Below are 22,369 nucleotides of genomic sequence, written 5' to 3'. Positions count from 1 at the left end.
TATGAGGGTGGAACTGGGGCGGAGTGGGCTACGACGGCCATCATGAATGATGGGCCTTACACGCTTATGCGATACATCGCTGATGGGGTGTATGAGGGTGGAACTGGGGAAGAGTGGGTCATGACGGCCATTATGAATGATGGGCCTTACACGCTTATGCGATACATCGCTTTTGGGGTGTGATGTATCGCATAAGGGGAGGTATTCATGATGGCCTCTTCAGGGCATGTTACATCATTGTTTAGCGTGTGCCAAGGATATGTTCAACGGCAAGTTGATCCAATTTTTCATATTGGTAGCCGCGTTTGCCGAGCGTCTCAACATCGAAATTGGTCTCGCTTAATTGTCTGGCAAGATCTTTGCTGTAGCCCTGGCGGACTTGATCGACAAGTGACTGGTGGGCGCTATCGCCAGTATTGATAGTGTGTAGGAGAGCCTGTACTTCAGGATCGGCGTCAAAACGCTGCGCTTTCGCCTTCAGGATATTATAGGTGCGCATACAGCCAAGCGCAAAATCCCAGACTCCTTGCTCATCTTCTGTGCGGTAGGCATGGGCATCAAAGTGCAGGGGGCCAGTATAACCAGCATTCTCTAGCAGGCGGACAAGGAAGAACATACTTTTGATATTTTCGCTTCCAAAGCGGAGATCCTGGTCATAGCGTGGTCCCTTCTGGTCGTTGAGATCGATGTGGAAGAGCTTCCCAGCCTCCAGTGCCTGACCGATGCCATGAACAAAATTTAGACCAGCCATATGTTCGTGGGCCACCTCAGGATTGAGGCCAACCATCTCTGGATGATCCAATGTATAAATAAAGGCCAGAGCATGACCAATTGTGGGGAAATAGGTATCCGAGCGAGGCTCATTGGGTTTTGGCTCGAGTGCAAAACGCAGATCGTAGCCATTATCAAGCACATACTCGCTCAAGAAATTGATGGCATCGCGCATACGTTTGACGGCTTCCATAGGATTCTTGCTGGCCTCGCTATCGACGCCCTCACGTCCACCCCAGAAGACATAGGTCTTCGCGCCCAGTTCCACACCAAGATCGATGGCACGCATGGTCTTCTGTAAGGCGTAAGCCCGTACACTGGGATCGACGGCAGTAAATGCACCGTCTTTAAAGATAGGGTGGAAGAAGAGATTTGTCGTTGCCATTGGGACAACCATGCCATAATCGTTCAGGGCCTGTTTGAAATCGCGCACAATGCGGTCTTTCTCGGCAGGGCTTGAGCCAAATGGAACGAGATCGTTATCGTGAAAATTAACGCCCCAGGCACCTAATTCTGAGAGTTTTTGGACGCTTCGAACAGGATTGAGAGGTGGACGAACCACATCTCCAAATGGATCGCGACCCTGGTTGGCAACGGTCCAGAGTCCAAATGTAAAGCGATCTTCCTTCTTTGGAGCATATTGATCGCTGGCAAGTTCATTGGCTAACTGAGGTGGGACGGTCATCGGAATCCTCCTGAGTTTTTGTACATAATCAGACATTGATTATGAAGATCCTTGTCAGGGTTTGTATAGCACCTGGTGCGAAAAACCTTGTGCTTACAATGCACCTGTTTCTCTATGTATTCTCGTTTAACTTACACCATTCTTGTTCGCTTTGTCCAGTGCCACCTCTGGTATCGTTGGGCTTTCCTCCGAAAATGTCTTTCCTCTGGTCCATCTCCGCTCTGGTCACCCCTCCATAGCTCAATGAGAAACGGGACATGATGCTATGGGGGGGCTGGCATGGCGGAGCTTGACGATCAGGAAGGAGACGAGCGACCTTCCCTACTGCTTTTTCTGTCTCGCGCATGTATCACCTATCATGTAATGTAAAGTAGGGAAAGCCGCTTGTCTCTTTCCACTGTTCCCACTCCGCTCTGGTCACCTCTCCATAGCTCAATGAGAAATGATGTTTATTGCAACCTGATTATGCTCGTGAAGCCTGGGAGGTTGTGCGCGAACCTCGGGCTGAGATGTCCAGTGCTTCCGGTTCGCGCAAAGGTCTCGTGGCTGGCCTGAAGGGTAAAAGAACGCTGTTCTGCCGTTGTAGGCATGGATGTACAAGAAAAATATCGTATTGGTGCTACCGTGCATAGCAATCAGAGGAAAACCTACAGGAGGAGACTACAGAAGTCTTACGCAACGTAATCAGAGAGTTTACCGCGTTGAAAGAGCCAGCGAATAAATTCGAGATGTCTTTGATCAACAGGAATCTGATCCATCTCTCCAACAAGAAAACGCCTGCGATAACGCGTTAAGCGGTCGATCTGGGCATGAGTGAAACCCGCACGACGTAGCATCTCGTTGGCTTCTTTGTAATCCAGATAATGGTACATATGTGCTCCTCCCAGGTACTCAGAAACGATGGTTGAACGAACAGACTCTCAATGAAATCTCTCTATTCAATACGTTGAAAATTGTCTCCCGGATGTGGCACAGATCCCCTTGTAAGCTCATCCAGGAAGGAGACAAGCTGCTTTTATGGCGTAACTGTAGGCTGCATCTCGCTTCTCATCTGTTTGTCTCTCAATACAGGAAAAGATTTTTTTCATGGCTATAATGTAAATAGGGCCATAGAAAAGAAGAGATGCTTTTCTGTTGTCACGTCGTTTCAATAACATGACGGTTAAGTTGATGATGTATTAAAAAGGAGCTACTGTTGAAGAGTCTGTTCCCAAAAACGAGAAAGTTGCGTTGTGCATCCTGGGGAAGTCTGGTCTGCCTCGCAGGATGTTTAGCATTGAGCGCTTGTAGTGGCAGTGGCGACCAGTCTGCCACCAATAGCCAGCCTACAAAGGCACCTGTACAGACCAGCTCACTGAAAAGCCTCTATGATCCCTGTGTTCTCTTTTCCAAAGATGATGCCAGCCAGTTACTGGGTGGGGCTGCAAAGGTCTTGCCTTCTTTTAGTGGGCCGCTTTGTACGTATCGTAATGCTACCCCCACCGATACTAAAGCTCTCTTTGTCTCCGTTGGTAGCAGCGACGATGCCAGAGGATATTTTGCTATGGATCGTGCTCAGGGAAAGAAAGACGGCTCTGGCCAGGATCTGTCAGGGATTGGGGATGCCGCCTTTACCGTAAAGTTAGAGACCGGCCATTCTATCATTGTCCTAAAGGATCAGACCGTCTATAGCATTACGCTAATTGGCTCTCCGCTGGCTGCTGACGCCCAGCAGAGCGCCTTAACAAAACTGGCGAACACGGCTGCAAAGACTCTTGCCACTACGACACCAACCCTTCCTGTTACGCAGTCTGGAGCCTGCAAGCTGGTGACGGTGCAAGAGGCCAATCAGACCTTCCAGGATACCACCACAAAATGGTTGCAGATGGCAAATAGCGCGGGAGTACAGGAGTGTGATTACGGGACTGGTGCAAGCTCACCCCAGCGCCTTCAACTCTTTCTTACAACCAATGGAGATCTCACCACACAGTATTTCTCCGCGACTAAGAAAAATCTGGAAAAACCGGTGGATCTCAAAGGCATTGGAGATGAAGCCTATAGCGATGGCGGCCAGAATATCTGGGTCCGCAAAGGACAGAGCTACTTCCATCTCAGCGTCCTTGATCCCGATGTTGATGAGAGCCAACTTGAGCAACTGGCCCGTACCGCTGTGACACGTCTCTAAATCCTGTCCCATTTCATCCAGAGGAGAACAACGGAACATATCGTTTCTTCGATTATTTATACTTTTTTTAGAGGCGCTTCATTTGTTAATACTAAAATATGGTAAATAATAGAAGGATGTATGATGGGAATGGATGTGTGGCGGTTGTATATCTCTTGCTGGCACAGCCGATCTCTCTCTCAGAAGAGAGCGGCTGTGTCTCTTTTTGTGCGTATAAGTGCGATTCTGCTTCTGGTACTGTTGCCTCTAACGGCGTTAGAGATGGCGTTTGATGTGCTATCAGCGAAGGCAGATGTGATTACCCAGTCGCATGACGATCTTCGTACAGGCTGGTACTCCTCAACCTCAAAACTAACGCCAGTGGCTATTCAAAGTGGAAAGTTTGGTCAGACCTTCGCTACCTCTGTGGTCGGACAGGTATATGCTCAGCCGTTGGTTGCTGATGGCGTCTTGCTGGTTGTCACTGAAGCCAATAATGTCTATGGCCTTGATCCGAAGAGTGGCAAACAACTATGGATGCGCAACGTTGGTATTCCGTTTGATCCGCAACAGATTAACTGTACAAACATTGTGCCCTCGATTGGCATTACGGGGACCCCGGTGATTGATCCTGTTGCGAGAAGCGCCTATTTTGTTGCCAAGACCTATGTCCATGGCAATTCTGGTCCGGCACAATTGTTTATGCATTCTATTGATATCAAATCAGGAATTGAGCGCAAAGGTTTTCCCGTTCTGATTCAAGGGAAGGCGGCAAACGATCCTTCTCATACGTTTGGTGCAACCCTTGAGCTGCAAAGACCGGGGCTTGTTCTGACCAGAGGCGTTGTCTATGCGGCATTTGGTGGTCACTGTGATGAGGCACCTTATGAGGGCTGGGTTGCGGGAGTCTCCACTTCAGGTCAGTTAAAGACGCTGTGGACCGATGAGGCGGGTCAGCCACAGAGCGATCCTGAGGGGCCTGGAGCGGGAATCTGGACTTCAGGAGTAGGACTGCTCTCCGATGGCCCTGGACAGATCCTTTTTTCAACGGGAAATGGCAAATTTCCTGCACTCAATACCCCTGGCAAAGCCACTACTCCAAAGGCGTTGGGCCAGAGCGTCGTCCGTCTTACGGCCCAGAACGATGGAAGCCTGAAGGCCACGGACTTTTTTGCTCCCTATGATGCCGATCTGCTGGATGATTATGGCTCTGACGTGGGCTCAGGAGCTCCGATGGAGCTGCCGCCTGCTGACTTTGGAACCCATCAATATCCACGTATCGCCATCGAGGTTACCAAACAGGGCTACATTTATCTGCTCGATGCCAATAACCTTGGTGGTCGTGGTGAAGGCATTGGTGGTGGTGATGCTGCGATTCAGCGCTTGAACCTGAGTGGTGGAATGTGGGGACGGCCAGGCGTATGGCCAGGTGATGGCGGCTATGTCTATATGGTCTCGGCCCATCGTGGAGAAGGGAATGGAGTCCTTCAAGCCTATCGTTATCTCCTCAGCAATGGCCGTCCTACTCTGCTTGCCGCTGGAACTGCCCCGGGCCTCTTTGGTTTTGGCTCGACCTCTCCCATCGTGACCTCAGCGGGCGATCGATCTGGCTCTGCGCTGGTCTGGGTGATCTGGACTTCCGGACCGGATGGCAAGGACGCTCAGCTCCGCGCGTACGATCCAGTACCGGTCGATGGCACATTAAAGCTCCGTTATAGTTTCCCAATTGGTACAGCCAGCAAGTTTAACTCTCCCATCGTTTATCGTGATCATGTCTATCTGGGAACGCGCGATGGTCAGGTAATGGGTTTTGGACTTTTTGCGAAGACACCGCAATTTCTGACCGGGGATAACCTTGATCTGGGGAATGTCGCCTACGGGAAAGAAGCAAGTGGTATCCTGACAATTACAGCCGTAAAGAAGCAGACGATTACCAATGTAACGCTGGACAATGATCTGTTCCATGCTGGAAGAACAAGTCCAGCTCTTCCAGCCCGGCTTCTGCCTGGTCAGCAGTTCCAGATTCCCATTACCCTCCGGCCCGGCGCTTCTGCTAACCTGATTGGAATGACAGTAAGCGTCGAGAGCACATCAGGGACAGCTCAATTTGGCGTGGTTGGGTTTGGGCAGCCTGCCGCAGGTCGTCTAACATTCTCATCTGAGATCCTCAGCCTGGGAGGAGCCCCATTGCAAGGGCAACCTCTATCTGCGCAAGCCACTCTGACAAATACCACAGCCACACCTGTCAACATCTTGCAGGAGACATTGCCTGTTGCGCCATTTCACGTAGATGGGCTTATTGGAAGCAACGGAACATTGGCACCGGGCGAAAGCTCTACCTTTACCGTCCGATTTACTCCTGATCAGGCAGGCTACTTTAAAGATAAAATCCTGCTTCAGACGAGCGCTGGACAGGTCACACTTCCCATCTCGGCCAGCGCCGGGTAGAAGTGTTCGCGCCAACGAGAATCTGTGCGTGAAAAGGCCTGGATTGACTTGTAGAATAGCTCAAGGTTCTATTCTGCAAGTCAAATTATATTCAGTAGTGTCTAACCTTTCGAGACTTGCGGCGTACTACATCGTAGATGTCTGTTTCTTAAGGAGGCATAGATGGGCAACAATCCTAATCCAGGTTCACAACCAGATTCTTCAAATACGTATGGCGGTTATACAGGTTCTAGTTATACGCCAAAAAGTCCAGCGGAAGACCCTTATGGGGCTTATAATCCCCAAGCTCAGAGCCAGCGTCCTGGTAATGATCCTAACTATGTGTATGGATCGGGTCAGGCGCAGCAGCAACAGTATCGTCCAGGCGCGGGTCAACAGCAACAGCAGTATAGTAGTGCGGGGAGTTCAGCGGGCAATACCTATGTACCTCCACAGAGTGTTGGGGGACGAGGGCGAAGTAGCGGTCAGAGTAATTCCGGCCCCTATGACTCCACAACCTTTAAATTAAAGGCCACGACGGAGGCCGTCTTAAGCTATCTTTTCATCTGTTTTGGGGGCATTTTCTTTTACTTGTTTGAGCGAAAAAATCGTTTTGTTCGTTATCATGCGGCCCAATCGATAGTCACCTTTGGACCAGCTTTTCTTGTCTACCTTATTCTGCAACTGGCAATTAATTTCTTTGCAGGAGTCTTTTTGCTCGGACCTGTGGTGCATCTGGCCTTTGGGTGCGTCTCAACCGCAATCCTTGTCGTTTTTGGTCTCCTGTGGGTCTTTCTCATCTTTCAGGCCTATCGAGGCGTGAATACGCGGCTACCTTTTGTCAGCAAATATGCGGACCAGCTTGTTAATGGCTTTTCCCGTAAAAAGAGCATCTAACGACAAAGAGTTTTACCTGGTAAGCGAGGGGAGATCATACCATGCTCCCCCTCCCTTCAATCCTCACATCCACGATTGACAGATAGACGAGCTAGTGGGGAGCAACGATTGGCCTGCTCCCAATTGTCTGTGTGATGGCCTTCCCCAGACGATTGACCTCTTTTGACGAGCCGAACGAAGAGTTTTTGAGCCGTTTATACAGCGTCGTAATATATGCGAGATTGGGGGCCGAATTGATCGCAGAAGCCAGCGTAAGAGCCAGAGAGGCATATTGAGTGGCATCTGAGTAGTGGCCCTGACTGGCGAGAACCTGAGCTTGAAGGACTTGAATTGCACATTTGCGGCGGACCAGCGTTGGAGCCGTCTGTTCTTCGGCCATATCTAAAGCCTCAAGTGCATTCTCATACTCCTGAGCCTCATAGAACGCCTTTGCACTGCGCAGATAGCAGAAGCCGGGAGTCAACTTCACAAAGCCCTCATCGGCCTCATTACTATTCTTGCGTGCAATCGCCGTTGCTTTATCGAGAAACTTCATCGTTGTCTTGGGATCATTACGGGCATAGATGCGGCTGGCCTCCAGCAGCACCCCTCCATAGAGTTGTGGAGAGAGATGAGGCTGGCTTAAGGCCTCATCGGCATACTGGCGAGCCCTGGCCAGATCTCCTTTCTCATACATAGCAGCGGCATAGCGTAGCAGAGTAGAGCTGAGAAGTGTGGGATCATTTAAGCGTCGAGCGATAGAAGAAGACCAATTACCAAAGCGCTCCACCGCCTTATAATTCTGTTCTTCTCGTCCGATATCGATCCCCAACTGACCATAATGGCAGAGAATCTCCAGAACCTCTTTATTTTTATGATCGAGCGATTTTGAGATCCCAAAGACTTGTTGGACCGTCGCATCGACCTCATTAAGTCCACCGATCGAGCTACCAGAAAAATAAACCTCGCGATGGAGAACCAGTCCCTTACGCAGCAGAGTTGTATTATAAAGCATCGTAGGCTGAACCTTAGCCAGATCTTCGCGTGAGATCAGGCCCAGCATCATAGGCGCAATGCCCAGGATTTTTGACAGCTGACGACGAGTAGTAATATCATTCAAACCTAAATTTTCATTTTCCATTCTTGCCACCATTGTGCGGGAACAGCCCAGTTCAAGCGCAAGCTGTTCCTGAGACAGCCCCTTTTTAGTCCTTGTCTGTTTAATAAGTTCCCCAGGGGTAGGGAAGCCGTCCTCGCCACAGGAACCAGAATAGCCGATGGTGAACCAAAAATCTTCCATAAGCACCCCTATCGTGTATCGCAGGTTTTCTGAGAACCTTCGTACATTTTGTAAGAGTGTGTCTTAAGAGCCGCCAATGCTGATCGAGATACCCTCGATACTTCATTATTGAAGAGATATTGTCTGACGTCCTATACATGACAAGTGTCTATTTCATTCATCTTTGACAAAAAACCGTCCGTTTCTTCAAGCTGGAAGGGACATCAAACGTGTCCCCAGGCTCTTAAGACATACTCTAACATTATACGGTGTAATATAGAACATTGCAACAGACTATGTGTTACTGATGTTAACAATGTTACTAAAAGTAACAGAAAAATGACAGGAATGGAGCTATAATAGATGATGTGCCGTTGGAGATGGGGATGTAGGTTGAAGACGTGTAGCCTGGAATGACCTGACATCCAGGTTTATTGAGCATCTCTTGTAACCAGTGGGAAGAGGTTCGATCTGGTGCTGAGGAGAGCAGCTATCTTCAACGGACCGACAGGGGTTAAGCCAGGTTGAGTAGGATTGACCTACCAGCCATTGGGAGCGTCCATCCCATGCTTGAGGGCGGGGGTATCCACAATTGGAGATGAGGATGAGTGGTAATCTAAGTGAAGTTGCTCATATTCGGCAACAAATAGACAGCATTTGTCGATCGATGAATCAGGCCCTGACTGGCTATTCTATCACTGCTAAACACACCATTATCAGTAATAAATATAAAACCCTGGACATGTACCACGAGCAACTGAAGGGCATTGTGGGCGAACACGAAGCCATTGAAATTATCTGCACCAGCTACAATCAAGAGGTCCGCTAAAGGCGGGCCTTTTGGTCACCTCAGGTTTCTCTAGAGTGATCTTCATGCCAGATTGCCGATGTCTCCTCACAAAAGTATGCACCATTCGGGCCAGAAAGAGAGTAAATCTCTCCAAATGGGCATCTCTTCATAGAGAGATAGTATTTTATGGCACTATTGATATTGACAACAGTACCCTATCAGGCTGTAGAATGCTAAATGGACAAGCCAACAGCAAATACAATGCTAGGACTAGGTACTTCTAGCTAATGGGATAGGCGTTGGAACGGCCTCAGACGGATAAACTTTCTCACACGTGTTACAATTATGTGGGATATGTCTGCTGAGGCACCGGAAAAATACACTAAAGCCCCAGACGCGTAAGAGTTATCCTAGACAACCATTCTCCCACTAGTAAAAAAATCAGGAGACATCATGAGTACTGAGCAGCAAAAGCGACCGGATGGACGCGATGCCACCTCTACCAATAAGCCTCGTGTCGTCACGCTGCCTGAGGACGAAGATCGAGAGACGTTAGTCCACTACTATCATCAGATGTTACATATTCGTCGCTTTGAAGAGAAAGCAGGCGAAATGTACAACCGCGCGCGTATTGGTGGCTATTGTCATCTTAACCTCGGCGAAGAAGCGACTGTGGTCGGCTTCTGTGCGGGCTTAGAGCCTAAAGATTATGTGTATACCAACTATCGCGAACACGGGTATGCGATTGGTCGTGGTATCCCCAGTTCCGTAGTCATGGCCGAACTATTTGGGAAAGAGACAGGATGTTCCCATGGTCGTGGCGGATCAATGCACATGTTTGATAAAGAGCGCCGGTTTATGGGGGGCTATGGTATTGTTGGTGGTCAGGCTCCACTTGCGACTGGTGCGGCCTTTGCCATCTCGTATCGCGGCGGCGATGAGATTGTCGTCTGCCAGATGGGAGATGGAGCAACGAATGGTGGGCCTTTTTACGAGTCGCTGAATCTGGCTAAGATCTATAATCTTCCCATTGTTTTCTTCATCGTCAACAATGGCTATGGTATGGGCCTTCCTGCTGAGAAAGGGTCTGCTATGGCCGAGCTTTATCGCAAGGCCTACGCCTTTAATATGTATGGCGAGCGGGTTGATGGTAATGATGTCCTGGCTGTTCGCGATGCGATGCGCCGGGCGGCAAAGAAGGCTCGCGAAGAGCATGAGCCCGTTCTCTTAGAGGCCGTAAGCTATCGGTTTCGTGGCCATTCGGTGGTGGACCCAGATCGCTATCGCGATGAAGAGATGGTGAAGAGTTTCCGCTCCAAAGATCCGATCGCCGCTTTTGCTACACGTCTGCTCGATGCCAAGCTGATCAATAAGCAAGGCTTGCAAGCTATTGAAGAACAGGTTGAGCGTGAGATTGAAGAAGCGGTTCGCTTTGCAGAGGAGAGCCCTTTCCCCGCAGTTGAGACCCTCTTTGATCATATCTATGCAACCGAAGATAGTGTGCAGGAGAGTAGATAAGAATGGCTGAGATAACAATGCGACAGGCGCTCAACGAGACGTTGCGCGAGGAGCTGTTGCGCGATGAAGATGTCTTTTTATTAGGCGAAGAGATCGGCGTGTTTGAGGGGTCCTATAAGATTACCGCCGGGCTCTTGAAGGAGTTTGGCCCCAAGCGCGTTGTCGATACGCCAATTGCTGAAAATGGTTTTGTCGGGATGGCAACTGGCGCTGCAATGCTAGGTCTACGGCCTGTGGTTGAGATTATGACCATTAATTTTATTGCTCTTGCAATCGATGAGATTCTCAATCATGCCGCTAAGATCTACTATATGTTTGGTGGGCAGACTCCTGTTCCGCTGGTTATTCGCACTCCAGGTGGTGGCGGACAACAATTATCTGCAACTCATTCTCAGAACCTGGAAGTCTGGTTTGCCCATATTCCGGGCCTGGAGGTTGTTGCGCCCTCTACTCCCGCTGACGCTAAGGGCCTGTTGCGTACGGCGATTCGCAATAATAATCCTGTTATTTTTCTGGAAAATCTGGCCCTCTACAATGTGAAAGGCGAAGTGCCGGAAGGCGAGTATACGATCCCCTTTGGCAAGGCAAAGGTGACAAAAGAAGGAACGGATCTTACGGTCATTAGCTATTCACGTATGGCTTCCGTGGCTCTTGATGTCGCCAATCGGATTGAGCAGGAGAGTGGCCTCAGCGTCGAAGTGGTGGATCTGCGGTCGCTGCGCCCATTAGATACTGAGACGGTTCTCACATCTGTGAAGAAGACGAATCGCGCAATCATTTTTGAAGAGGATTGGCGTACATATGGCATTGGGGCTGAGGTTGCAGCAGTTATACAAGAAGAAGCATTTGACGACCTGGATGCTCCCATTAAGCGTGTCGCCAGTGTTGAGGTTCCGCTGCCATATTCCAAGCCCCTGGAGTTGGCGGCATTGACTGGTGCCAAACAACTAATAGATGCAATCCATGAACTGGCCCCGCGCCGGAGGAGATAGACGAGCCATGGCAGAAGTAAATATGCCCAGACTCAGCGATACCATGCAGGAGGGGACGATCACCCGCTGGCTAAAGAAACCAGGTGATCAGGTGAAGAAGGGGGATGTGGTTGCTGAAGTTGAGACCGATAAGGCCAATATGGAAGTTGAAGCGTACGATAATGGGATTTTAGAGCAGATTCTGGTTCAAGAGGGTGAGACAGTGCCGATTGGCCAGGTGATTGCTCTGATTGGTGATGGCTCGGGTGCTAAGAAAGCTACAGCACCTGCTGCTGCCAGCGCACCTGCTGCCCAGGCTCCTGTGAAGCAGACAACGGCTGCCAGCAATAGTGCTGCGGCCAGTCCTCCTCAGGTGAGTAGTGTGGCAGCAGAACGCAATGGAGCTGGAGCTGGAGCTGTAAAGTCGTCCCCTCTCGCCCGACGTATGGCCGAGGAGCATGGAATCGATCTCTCACAGGTCAAAGGGAGTGGCCCTGGCGGACGTATTGTTCGTGATGATATTGAGGATCTCCTCGATCAGCGCACAACTGCTCCTGCCCCGGTTGCTCAGGCCACAGCAATTCCTGCTCCCGTCGCAGCGGCCCCTGTTGCAGTCGAGTCTGATGATGAGGTGATTAATCTCTCGTCGATGCAGAAGACGATTGCTCGCCGACTGACCGAATCAAAGCAGAGTGTCCCGCATTTCTATATCAGCAATGAGATTGATATGACTGAGGCCCTGGCTATGCGCATTAAGCTAAATGCGGGCCTGGCTGATGAGGGTGTCAAAATCAGTGTGAATGATCTGGTGATTAAGGCCTGTGCTAAAGCACTGGAGAAGTTTCCAGAGGTGAACGGTGCCTATCGAGATGGGCAGTTCATCCTTCACAAACGCGTCAATATTGGCGTTGCTGTAGATGTACCTGCTGGCCTGCTTGTGCCGGTGCTTCGTGATGTGAATACGAAGAGCCTGAGCACTATTGCACGCGAAGCCAAAGCAATCATTGCTAAAGCTCAGTCGGGGAAGATTGCACCCGCTGACCTGGATGGCGGCACCTTCTCGATCTCTAATCTGGGGATGATGGATGTGACACAGTTCGTGGCCGTGATTAATCCTCCTCAGGCTGCTATCCTGGCGGTTGCAGCTACGAAGAAGACGTTTGTCCCCGACAGCAATGGTCAGCCAGTCCTGCGCGATATTATGCATGTTACGCTCTCTGCTGACCATCGCATCCTGTATGGGGCCACGGTTGCTCGCTTTTTGAAAGAGGTTAAGCGACAGTTGGAGAACGTTTATCTACTGATCTCTTAAACGCGATCGCTGCTCTATCCCAGAAATGGGCCGCCCCTGTCTATCCCCTCTCTATCCATATAGAGAGGGGTGGCTCTGTTTGATTGCGCTCCTCTCGCTTCTACTCTACAGGTATTTCCTCTTTTTTCGTGTCCTCGCCAATAAAATCGCAAAAAACATAGCTTAACGCAACACATAAATGTTATTATACAGTCAAGGAAGCCAGAGCAGGCAGTAAATGAATGCTTTTTGGGCCAGGGCATGCCCGGCGTATCATCCGCGAAGCTGGTTTTCTCGCCTAATTTGATAAAAATCATGTTGTTAAGAGGAGAATCCTGTATGGCTCATATAGATGTCCATTCAGTTGCAGTTACAACGTCCCATTCTATACAATCAGCTTCGTCAGCACGTGGTGAGAGGCGGCTCCGTCGTATTAGTGCCTGGCTCTTGCTCTTTTTTCTGATTCAGGGAGAGCTGGGTGCTGTCTGGGATCGTGAGTGGCATGCATTTGTTGGTCGTGATCAGTTTTGGACCCCACCTCATACGATGATCTATTCTTGTGTGGCCGGTGCGGGTCTGATTGCACTTGCAATTGTCTTATGGGAGACACTGCGCTATTTTCGACAGACACCGGGTGTAGATGATGATTCAACGATTCGTATTCTACGCGTGTTTCATGCTCCACTAGGTTTTAGCGTTCTTGGTTTTGGTGCTTTATTGGCTCTGGCTGCGGCTCCATTGGATAATTATTGGCATGAACTTTATGGAATTGATGTGGCACTCTGGGCTCCTTTCCATATGATGGGTGTGACTGGTGGTATGATTGGTATTCTGGGTATGGTCTACATCTTTGCATCGGAAGCTTCAATTGAACGGCAAAGCAAAGCTGCACCACGTCGTATTCTGGGCTTCTCCTGGTTGGAAGTAGGTACAATTCTGGCTCTAGCCAGTTTTATGAATTTTGTCTTTACTGGTTTTTTGCAATTTCCCCTGATAACTATTGGTACCCTGCACATCTCAACCTACCCATTGCCTCTTGTGGCAGGTGGAATGTTGTGTCTCATTGGGGCGACCCGCTTTACCCGCAAAACTGGTTCCGCTTTGCTTTTTCTTTTCTTTCTATTCTTGCATACATGGATTGTTGAAGTATTTGTGCCCTGGGCGATTCGGGTCGCCGTAGAGCAGCAGGATCTTCCTTATCGTGTTGCTGGTTCTATGCCGTATTTTCGTTGGGATTATGCTTTGCTCCCCATTGTCTTTCTGCTGCCAGCTCTGGCGGCTGATCTGCTCATCTGGCGTGCCGGGAAGACTTCACAGTCCACTATGGAGCGGCGGTATCCTACCCTTTATGGAGCGGCCGTGGGAGCCTTGCTCTCTATCCCTGCGTTCCTTCTGGCTCCAATCGTTTTACAAAGCTATTCTGAATTTGCTCCAGTCTTTTTGCCCGAACCCGGGCTTGCTGTTTCGCCAATACTTTTTATTGCTGCGGTGTGTCTATCCAGCCTTGTAGGCCTGCTGGCGGGGGCACTGGGTGGTTTTCTGGGTGCTGATCTGGGCGATATCTGGCGTTGGAATACCCGTTAAGCCTTTATTAGGAGAAAAGTATTCTGGCCTGTTCTATAGATTGAAGTTGAGGTTACTATGGTTAGGGTTCTCAGATTGGGAACACATACTTTGTTCTTGTTCTTTCTTTTTTTCTTTCTGGTTACTGGCTCAACTTTCGCAAGCGGCGGGGCTGCTCGTACTGATACAGTGGCGGCAGGGGCTTATATTATTGCTGTCCAATTTTCACAGGATCCACCGTATGTTGATGCTCCTTTAACGCTGACTATTGTTCCGCGCCAGAGCCAGCAGATCTCTTCCGGTACGCTGATTGCTCAACCTGGTGCTGGTACTGATGCTACGCCTTTGCATGTCGCTCTTGCTCCTGTTGGCGATAATTTGCAGGGGACACTTCATCTTCCCGTGAGAGGAGCATGGCGGATTCAGATTCAATTAGATGGAGTGCAAGGCTCTGGGGCGGCCCATGTTGATGTGGTTGTTGGTGCTCCAGGTGCAATGCCCTCATGGCTTGCCTGGTTGATTGGATCGGCTCCGCTTGTGCTGGTCTCTATCTGGCTGGTGAGCCAGCATCGGTATCGTCGCCAGCTGGTGGAACAGGGTGGTCCGACGGCCATCATAAATGATGGGCCCCACGCGCTTATGCAATAAATTGCAATTTTTATTGCAATTTATTGCAAGAGTGAAAATAGTATTTGTGAGGGGCATGTTGCTTTCAATAATGCCCTTTGTTATAGATTAACGGCGATTACTCCTGTATACGTTGGTATAAAGATGTGTGTTCCGTAGAGTGTAAGTGTGGTAAAGTGAGGTAATGAGAAGGATGATGTGGTGCCAAGAGCGAGTCTGGCTTCAATTTTGCCACTATCCTTTGCCAGAGCATAGAGAGTGCCACCGGGGTCCAGGCTATAGACTGTATCTCCGCCGATAACAGGGGACATAATTGGTGTGGCCTTCCAATTGATTGTCATGTGTTGATGAGCATCGATTGTGATACTACGTAGCCCATCATTACATGGGACAAAGATCTGCGAACCAGCGCTGGCCGTTCCACCCATGGCAACTCCATTGCAGATCTGCAGGCTTGAGAGCTCACCGCCAATTCCTCCAAGCGTCTGAGCATTCAATAGATAGCCTCGACCACTTTTGCCAGCAATAAAAAGGCCACCATTCGCCAGGAGCGTTGGCCCCATCGAGCCCAGATCTGTATCATGACTATTCTCATCCTGCCATCCAGATGGCGCAAAGGCATCCTCTAACTGGAGCGTCGGTGAGAGACGGAGAACTGAATCGCTATGATCCCAGGGATCGCTGGTTGCTTCACCATTTCCTACAGCCAGATAGATCTTGCCACTGGCATCAGTTGAGGGGCCCGAGGGAGCCCAGATACCCCCTTCACGTGTGACAGGAACTTGATAGGAGAGCAATGGGCCCTGCCCATCCGTCTGTACGGCCACGATTGTACCGTGGTAGTCCCCACAATCCCCTGCCAATCCGCCATAAGCGATATAGACTCTCTTTTGCGACAACAAAAGTGCAGCTCTTTGTTGATAAACGCGAGCGTTCATTCCCGGCGTATCAACCGAACGCTGAAAACGGATCTGTCCTGTCTGTATATCTACTGCCACAAGAATATGTTTAGGCCCGTTGACCTCAGCGACAGCGAAAAGCAGCCCGGTTGCATCATCATAGACTGGCGTCCCTGTGATGCCGAGCGGATCAATATCCCCACAGGGGAGTGTGGATTGAGCAACGGGCGCCCCCACAGTAGTTTTCCAGAGCACAGTACCTGTCGTCGAATCAAGAGCATAAAGGCTATTAGATTCTGTTGCGACGAGGAGTTTCCCACTCACTGCTAACGGTTCAGCATAAACGGCTCCATCTAATGTGGCCATCCAATCCTTTGTGAGCCGTTGAGGAGCTGATACACCAGTGACGTAGCCAGTTCGGGTTGGATTTTGATGGTACGTAGGCCAGTCAGAATGAATATCCGTTGCCATCACCGTTCTCATGGGGAGAAGCGTTGGTACCGGCGTTTTCTGTGCAGATGGCTCTCCTGCTCGTCCGCTACAACTACTTATCAGAAGCGCCAGACCCCAGAAGAGGAGCCATTGAATATGGGTATGTGTTCCAAACAGAGAAGAGCGCGTGCCCTGCATATCTCTTCCAACACGGCGTAAATTTTTCATATATTCTCCTAAGTGAGTTAAAAATATGGCGTTTTTATCTACCACTAGATTACTTGAAATACGAGAAAAGTTCTTGTCTGGTTTTTGGTAAAAAATATACAAGGCACTATTGTGTTTGGTTCGGCGAAGGATAGCTGGAGCTGGAGCAAAAAGGGAGTCAGAGGAATAGGCGAGAAGCAGCTACGAGAGAGAAAAAGGTGGGAGCGTTGTCGCTCGGAAGAGGGCGATCAACGCTCCTGATAAGGGTAAAGGCAGATGGTAAAAGCAGGGACGATAGCTACTCATTTGTTCCTCCTTACTCATGAACAGGCGATTGGCGCATCTTTTTTACGTTTGCAGTGCGCTGTTTAGCTACGCGATGACGTTCGCGACTTGCCAGAGTCGGTCGCGTGTTTGTGCGTGGCGTTGGTACATATTGACGAGCGATCAGACGCGTAGCCATACGCTCATAAGCGGCTTCGCGATTGGCATGTTGTGAGCGACGTTCGGTTGCTGTAATCACCTGACCACTGGGGCGGTGGGTCAGACGAACGCCTGTCTCTACTTTATTGCGATGCTGACCGCCCGGGCCGCCCGCAATAAAAAATTCAAGTGTGCAGTCACGCTCTAAAGACTCTCGATCGACTGCATAGAGATCCGTCATACAGTATATCTCCAGCTTGAGGGATAGTGGACAGAAGGAAGCCAACCTTCCTCATCCTCATCATACCTGGAAAACGCTGACGAAACAAGTCTCTAGAAAAAGATGCAAGAGAGGCAACTGATAGGCCAGAGCAGAACCATACCAACCATTTTAGCGATCAATGGAAAGTGGTGAGAAAACCTCCAATGGTGTTCTTTTCTCCATGCATTAGCCGTTTACAGAAGCGCCAGGAGTCCAAGAAAGAAAAAAAGCAGATATTATCACCTACAAAAATAGTGAAAATATTCCATTATTTATAAATGTTGTGCTTGACCGGCGTAAGGTTATTCAGTAAATTATCACTAGCGAGAACGATTCTCGATCTCGTAGCTCGCTGTTTCGGAACAACCGAAACATCAGATGAAAAAAGAACCGTGTGTTATCAAGAAAGGACACTTATCCCATGAGTTTACATACTTTCGAGCTCGCAGAGCTGGCCAGTGTCATTGAGTTAACCGATGACGAACTGATGATCGTTGTTGGTGGTAATTGTAACAACGGAAATAACTACGATAACTTCAATAACTACGATAATTCCGGATATTACGATTACTTCAATAACGGTGGTAACGGCAACGACAATAATAATAATGGTGGTAATGGACATCATCATGGTGGTCATGGTGGACATCATCATGGTGGTCATGGTGGACATCACCACGGTGGTCATGGTGGACATCATCATGGCGGTCATGGCGGTCATGGTGGCCACGGACACGGTCACTAGTGAGTGTACTGTTAGAGCCTCTTGTGCTCTAACAGTAACTGTGCTTGCTTCACCTGTTGTGCTCCTAAAAGAGAGAAGGGTGGAGCAGGCACAGAATCAAGTCTCTTATCGAGAAAACCATTATCCAGATCTTGAGGGCACTTACCACGGGAAAGAACGTAGTTGTTTACTACCTTCATTCTCAGATGAAAGCAGGGAAGCTTTTTCTCTATGTCTCTCCTTCCTTTGAAGGGGTGAGGATGACAAGAGAAAGCCAGCCTCCGTTAGAGAGAGGTGTCAAAGATGCCAGCACAACGTCAGCTTTTTCGTGAACAAGCCTTGAAATACTACATGCAGAAGAAAGAGAGGGATGTATTACCGCGTCTGATTACCCCACCCTTTTTCATCTGCACATGGATCTTATTTGGACTGTGCGTACTGGCCCTTGTGATTGCATGGGAAAGTAAGGTTCCTCAGTATGTGGCTGCAACAGGTCTGATTGAACAATCAACAACGTCAGTGACAGGGGCATCTGAAACATCCAGGGCATCCGAAACAGCAAAATTCCGGCTTTTTGTGCCATCGGCCTATGCTTCGCGTTTGCATCCTGGCGAGCGTGTAGAGATTCAGATTGGAGCAGACAACACTCATATGTTGGCAACAGTGAGAGAGGTGACATCTGAGGTCCTGGGTCCGGTCGAAGCCCAGAAACGCTATCATCTCTCCTCCAATGAGGCTCAGAGCCTCCAACAACCTGTTGTCACGCTTCTAGTGCAGCCGCAGAAGCCTCTTTCAACTCATGCGTATGTGGGGAGCCAGGTCAAGGCGCAGGTCCAGGTTGGTGAACAGAACGTCCTTTCGTTACTCCCTGAAATCAATCAGTTGATTGGAAGATAGACAATGGAAGATTTACAAAAACAATCCAGGCCTACTCCTTCAGATTCCTGCTCAGATTCCTGTGAATCTCCACCGGGGGGTGCGTCGTCAGTCACTCCGCCATCAAGCGGTCATCGTTCAAAGCTCTGGTCTCGATTTTCTCATTGGCCCGGAGGATTTCATCGTCGTGTGCCCCAGGTTTTGCAGATGACGGCCGTTGAATGTGGTGCTGCCTGTCTGGCAATGATTTTGTGCTATTATGGTCGAAAAACGGATATTACTGAGATTCGTAATCATCATACAATTGGGCGTGATGGTCTGACAGCTCGTGCGATTGTGCAAACGGCGCGTCATTACGGACTGCGTGTGCGAGCACTCTCGGTGCAAAATACTGACCTTCGTTTTGCGCCTCTTCCTGCGATTGCGCATTGGGAGTTTAATCACTTTCTTGTTATTGAGCATTGGACTCCGCAGTATGTGGATGTCGTTGATCCAGCTCTTGGTCGGAGACGGTTAAGTCCAGAAGAGTTTAACCAGGGCTTTACTGGCGTGATGCTGCTGTTAGAACCAGGTGAGCACTTTTCCCAGAAAGGGCGACCGCGTGTTCTGACACTTCGATCGTATATCATACAGTACGTCAAGCAAGCTCCCTGGATGTTAGTCCAGATTCTCCTCGCCTCGTTACTCCTACAAGTGCTTGGGTTGACGTTTCCACTCTTTACTAAGATTATTGTTGATCAGATTATCCCTCATCAGATGTATTCGGTTCTCACATTGTTGGGGCTTGGTATGCTGATCGTCCTGGCTGGGGAGACCGTTATTCTCTTTCTACGCTCAACACTCTTAATCTCCTTACAGACGCGGATTGACCTCTCAATGAGCGCAAATTTTTTTGATCATCTGTTAATGTTGCCTCAGCGGTATTTTCAACAGCGTTCCAGTGGAGATATTCTTGCGCGTGTGTCGAGCAATACAGTGATCAGAAATGTTGTCAGTAATCAGTTAGTCTCAACCATTCTGGATGGGAGCCTTGTTGTTTTGTACCTGTTTATCCTGCTCTCGCAGTCCTGGATGTTTGGTACAGCGGTAGTGATTATTGGTTGTTTGCAGGTTATCCTTCTGGTTGTGACAAATGCTCCTATTCGCCATCTGATTAGCCGGGAACTGGAGGCAGGGGGGAAGACGCAGGGGAATGTAGCAGAGATGCTGGCAGGGATAGAGACGCTGAAAGCGGCGGGGGCTGAGCAGCGAGCTTTTCAGCAATGGTCGAATCTCTATGTCGAGCAGTTGAATGTCTCTGTGCGTTTGAGTTTTTTCTCTTCTTCGATTGGAATTATTATCTCAACCCTTCAGGCTCTTGCGCCGCTGGTCTTTTTGTGGATTGGAACGATACAGGTTTTGAATGGGAGTATCGAGCTTGGCACAATGCTCGCCTTAAATGCTCTCGCGGGCTCTTTTCTGGCGCCTCTCAGTTCACTTGTGAGTAGTGGGCAACAGCTTCAGACGGTGCGTTCCCACCTGATCCGTCTTGCTGATGTGATGGAGACTGAGACAGAACAAGATCTTCATGAGGTGGCCGCACCACCTCAATTGAGTGGTCAGATTCAATTGCAAGATGTCGATTTTACCTATGATTCACAGCTTCCTAATGTCCTCTCTAAGATTACATTGACTATTCAGCCTGGTCAGAGGATCGCCCTGGTGGGGCGTACTGGCTCTGGCAAGACAACTCTTGGGAGTTTACTCTTGGGCATTAATTTACCGACAGCAGGTACGATTTTGTATGATGGTATCCCTCTTGCGGGGATGGATTATCAAGCAGTACGCAACCAATTTGGGACGGTGACCCAGAATGCGCACATTTTTAGTGGCTCAGTGCGCCATAATATCGCCTTCAGCAATCCCGATCTCCCTATGGAGGAGGTTATGCACGCAGCCCAATTGGCCGAGCTTCATGAAGATATTCTTCAGATGCCGATGGGCTATGAGACCTATGTCTCCGAGAATGGGAATGCCCTCTCAGGTGGGCAGCGTCAACGGCTGGCAATTGCACGAGCCATTGCCCATAAACCCCGTATCCTCTTGTTGGATGAAGCAACCAGCGCCCTGGATGTCTTAACTGAAAAGACAGTGGAGCAGAACCTTAAACAGCTCCCCTGCACCCAGATTCTCATCGCCCATCGTCTGAGTACGGTTCGCTATGCAGATCATATCATTGTGTTGGATCAAGGTTCTATCATAGAGCAAGGGAGCCATGAAGAACTGCTGGCGATGAATGGGTATTATGCTCAATTGATTTACAGCCAGTTAGAAGAAGGTGAAGCTCGACGGGTGTAATGCTGGTCCATCCTGGACAGTAGCCCTGAAGGCCAGAAATTACCCGCTCAATTGAGCGGGTAATTTTTTGTCTGCGAAAGTTTGCTGGAAAGTGGTGATTCCTCCACTCCAGAGGCTAGAGCTTTGCAGTAGCAGCCTGTTTCAAGTGGCTTCCCGTCTGTCCGGAGCCCTCCGCAAGCTCTTCACTACGCTTAAACACTTTCCAAGACCTTCCTCTGCCGTTTCTCTTCCTGCAAGGTACTCATTTCTCCATGTAGAAGTTGTATAGAAAGTATTTATATTTTGAAAGGTCTTATATGGCGATTATTTTAGCACAATTTATTGTAAATATGTAACATCTTTCAAAAAGAGGAGTTTGACCATAAATTGATATGCGAATATAATCATGCCTATCAGATAGAGTTCTCTATCGATGCGTGTTGTGTTTCGTACACAAAGAAAGGACCGAGATCAACTTATGAGCATTCTTTTTGCCAACATCATCAAAAAAGCGCTCGCTCATAATACTCCCAGTGTCGCATCAGAGACCCTGAAAGACGAATTGGGTCTGATGGAGATTGCGGAGGAGGATCTGGACAAGGTGACGGGAGCCAATGGCGGCTGTGGCTATGGTAATAATTACAGCGATTATTATAATAGTTATAGCAATTACCATCATCATGGTGGACATCACCACGGTGGACATGGCGGCCATCACCATGGTGGACATCATCACGGTGGACATGGTGGACATCACCACGGCGGACATGGTGGGCACCACCACGGTGGACACGGCGGACATCACCATTAAATTATCGCTGATGCACGATTGAATCTCTTATGACAGTCGGAGATTCTCATCCGTCCATCGGGAGTAGACCAACAAAGCACCAGGGACATCTCACATGGGATGTCCCTGGTGCTTTTTGTTTATTTTTTATGGATGCGCAGACGGCTTAGATGCGGCGGCGAGCACTACCAGAGACCATGCGCAGGATAGCAATCAAGACACAGGCACCAATGAATGCAACCACAATCTCAGTCCAGAAACCAGTTGCGCCGAGGCCAATCAGGCTAACCAGGAAACCACCAATCAGTGCACCAATCAGGCCAACCACAATGTCCCCAAGGATACCATAACCACCACCACGCATAACCAGGCTTGCCAGTGCGCCAGCGATCAGGCCTACGAGCAGCCACCAGATGACACCAGTCAGATTAATGTCAGCAAGAATAAAATTTGCAACAGCCATGTCTTTGCTCCTTCTTTTTTCAGTTCTATGTAAGCA

At 49.3% G+C, this 22,369-nt stretch carries 20 protein-coding genes; 13 read left to right on the top strand and 7 right to left on the bottom strand.

Annotated elements, in window-relative coordinates; genetic code table 11:
- Positions 1–241 precede the first annotated feature (241 nt).
- The 3 genes from xylA to EL628_RS17315 form a co-directional block, all read right to left on the bottom strand.
- Positions 242–1,456, bottom strand: a complete 1,215-nt coding sequence (xylA, locus tag EL628_RS17325) for a xylose isomerase (RefSeq protein ID WP_126581172.1) — start codon at positions 1,454–1,456, stop codon at positions 242–244.
- 112 nt (positions 1,457–1,568) lie between these two features.
- Positions 1,569–1,802, bottom strand: a complete 234-nt coding sequence (locus tag EL628_RS17320) for a hypothetical protein (protein WP_126581171.1) — start codon at positions 1,800–1,802, stop codon at positions 1,569–1,571.
- Positions 1,803–2,127: 325 nt separating this feature from the next.
- Entirely contained in the window at positions 2,128–2,328 is a 201-nt protein-coding gene (locus tag EL628_RS17315; protein WP_126581170.1) for a hypothetical protein, read from the bottom strand.
- A 323-nt stretch (positions 2,329–2,651) separates the two neighbouring features.
- Between EL628_RS17315 and EL628_RS17310 the strand changes: the two genes are divergently transcribed.
- From EL628_RS17310 to EL628_RS17300, 3 genes are all read left to right on the top strand, one after another.
- Positions 2,652–3,620 carry a DUF3558 family protein gene (locus EL628_RS17310; protein ID WP_161975569.1) on the top strand — a complete coding sequence of 323 codons (969 nt, stop codon included), beginning with the start codon at positions 2,652–2,654 and terminating at the stop codon, positions 3,618–3,620.
- Between the two features lie 195 nt (positions 3,621–3,815).
- Positions 3,816–6,047, top strand: coding sequence for an Ig-like domain-containing protein (locus EL628_RS17305; protein ID WP_161975568.1), 2,232 nt, complete (start codon positions 3,816–3,818; stop codon positions 6,045–6,047).
- A 162-nt stretch (positions 6,048–6,209) separates the two neighbouring features.
- Positions 6,210–6,923, top strand: a complete 714-nt coding sequence (locus EL628_RS17300) for a DUF4870 domain-containing protein (RefSeq protein WP_126581167.1) — start codon at positions 6,210–6,212, stop codon at positions 6,921–6,923.
- A gap of 91 nt (positions 6,924–7,014) precedes the next feature.
- Here EL628_RS17300 and EL628_RS17295 read toward each other — a convergent pair whose 3' ends face one another.
- Positions 7,015–8,202 carry a helix-turn-helix domain-containing protein gene (locus EL628_RS17295; protein ID WP_126581166.1) on the bottom strand — a complete coding sequence of 396 codons (1,188 nt, stop codon included), beginning with the start codon at positions 8,200–8,202 and terminating at the stop codon, positions 7,015–7,017.
- A gap of 583 nt (positions 8,203–8,785) precedes the next feature.
- On the opposite strand from EL628_RS17295, the gene EL628_RS17290 reads away from it, so the two are divergent.
- From EL628_RS17290 to EL628_RS17265, 6 genes are all read left to right on the top strand, one after another.
- Positions 8,786–9,010, top strand: a complete 225-nt coding sequence (locus EL628_RS17290) for a hypothetical protein (protein WP_126581165.1) — start codon at positions 8,786–8,788, stop codon at positions 9,008–9,010.
- Positions 9,011–9,424: 414 nt separating this feature from the next.
- Positions 9,425–10,489, top strand: coding sequence for a pyruvate dehydrogenase (acetyl-transferring) E1 component subunit alpha (gene pdhA / locus EL628_RS17285; protein WP_126581164.1), 1,065 nt, complete (start codon positions 9,425–9,427; stop codon positions 10,487–10,489).
- Between the two features lie 2 nt (positions 10,490–10,491).
- A complete protein-coding gene (locus EL628_RS17280) occupies positions 10,492–11,481 on the top strand; it encodes an alpha-ketoacid dehydrogenase subunit beta (protein WP_126581163.1) in 990 nt (329 codons plus the stop codon).
- A 7-nt stretch (positions 11,482–11,488) separates the two neighbouring features.
- Positions 11,489–12,772: a dihydrolipoamide acetyltransferase family protein gene (locus EL628_RS17275; protein ID WP_126581162.1), complete on the top strand. Its 1,284-nt coding sequence runs from the start codon at positions 11,489–11,491 to the stop codon at positions 12,770–12,772.
- Between the two features lie 318 nt (positions 12,773–13,090).
- On the top strand, positions 13,091–14,335 hold the full coding sequence (locus EL628_RS17270; protein WP_126581161.1) for a hypothetical protein: 1,245 nt from the start codon (positions 13,091–13,093) through the stop codon (positions 14,333–14,335).
- 75 nt (positions 14,336–14,410) lie between these two features.
- Positions 14,411–14,962, top strand: coding sequence for a hypothetical protein (locus tag EL628_RS17265; protein ID WP_126581160.1), 552 nt, complete (start codon positions 14,411–14,413; stop codon positions 14,960–14,962).
- 80 nt (positions 14,963–15,042) lie between these two features.
- On the opposite strand, the gene EL628_RS17260 is transcribed toward EL628_RS17265, so the two are convergent.
- Complete coding sequence (locus tag EL628_RS17260; protein ID WP_126581159.1) at positions 15,043–16,500, bottom strand: outer membrane protein assembly factor BamB family protein; 1,458 nt, start codon at positions 16,498–16,500, stop codon at positions 15,043–15,045.
- 295 nt (positions 16,501–16,795) lie between these two features.
- On the bottom strand, positions 16,796–17,143 hold the full coding sequence (locus EL628_RS17255) for a peptide chain release factor family protein (RefSeq protein WP_126581158.1): 348 nt from the start codon (positions 17,141–17,143) through the stop codon (positions 16,796–16,798).
- A 442-nt stretch (positions 17,144–17,585) separates the two neighbouring features.
- Here EL628_RS17255 and EL628_RS29855 point away from each other — a divergent pair, with 442 nt between their 5' ends.
- The 4 genes from EL628_RS29855 to EL628_RS30140 all read left to right on the top strand — a co-directional run bounded on the left by EL628_RS29855 (position 17,586) and on the right by EL628_RS30140 (position 21,891).
- A complete protein-coding gene (locus tag EL628_RS29855; protein ID WP_161975567.1) occupies positions 17,586–17,909 on the top strand; it encodes a hypothetical protein in 324 nt (107 codons plus the stop codon).
- A gap of 282 nt (positions 17,910–18,191) precedes the next feature.
- A complete protein-coding gene (locus EL628_RS17245; protein WP_126581157.1) occupies positions 18,192–18,785 on the top strand; it encodes a hypothetical protein in 594 nt (197 codons plus the stop codon).
- Positions 18,786–18,953: 168 nt separating this feature from the next.
- Entirely contained in the window at positions 18,954–21,101 is a 2,148-nt protein-coding gene (locus tag EL628_RS17240) for a peptidase domain-containing ABC transporter (RefSeq protein WP_218028941.1), read from the top strand.
- Positions 21,102–21,558: 457 nt separating this feature from the next.
- Positions 21,559–21,891: a hypothetical protein gene (locus EL628_RS30140; RefSeq protein WP_126581155.1), complete on the top strand. Its 333-nt coding sequence runs from the start codon at positions 21,559–21,561 to the stop codon at positions 21,889–21,891.
- 145 nt (positions 21,892–22,036) lie between these two features.
- Here EL628_RS30140 and EL628_RS17230 read toward each other — a convergent pair whose 3' ends face one another.
- On the bottom strand, positions 22,037–22,333 hold the full coding sequence (locus EL628_RS17230; protein WP_126581154.1) for a GlsB/YeaQ/YmgE family stress response membrane protein: 297 nt from the start codon (positions 22,331–22,333) through the stop codon (positions 22,037–22,039).
- Positions 22,334–22,369: the final 36 nt, after the last annotated feature.

Origin of the sequence: Tengunoibacter tsumagoiensis, assembly GCF_003967535.1 — a bacterium.
GTDB classification, from domain to species: Bacteria; Chloroflexota; Ktedonobacteria; order Ktedonobacterales; family Ktedonobacteraceae; genus Tengunoibacter; species Tengunoibacter tsumagoiensis.
This window is presented reverse-complemented; position numbering and strand designations above follow the sequence as displayed.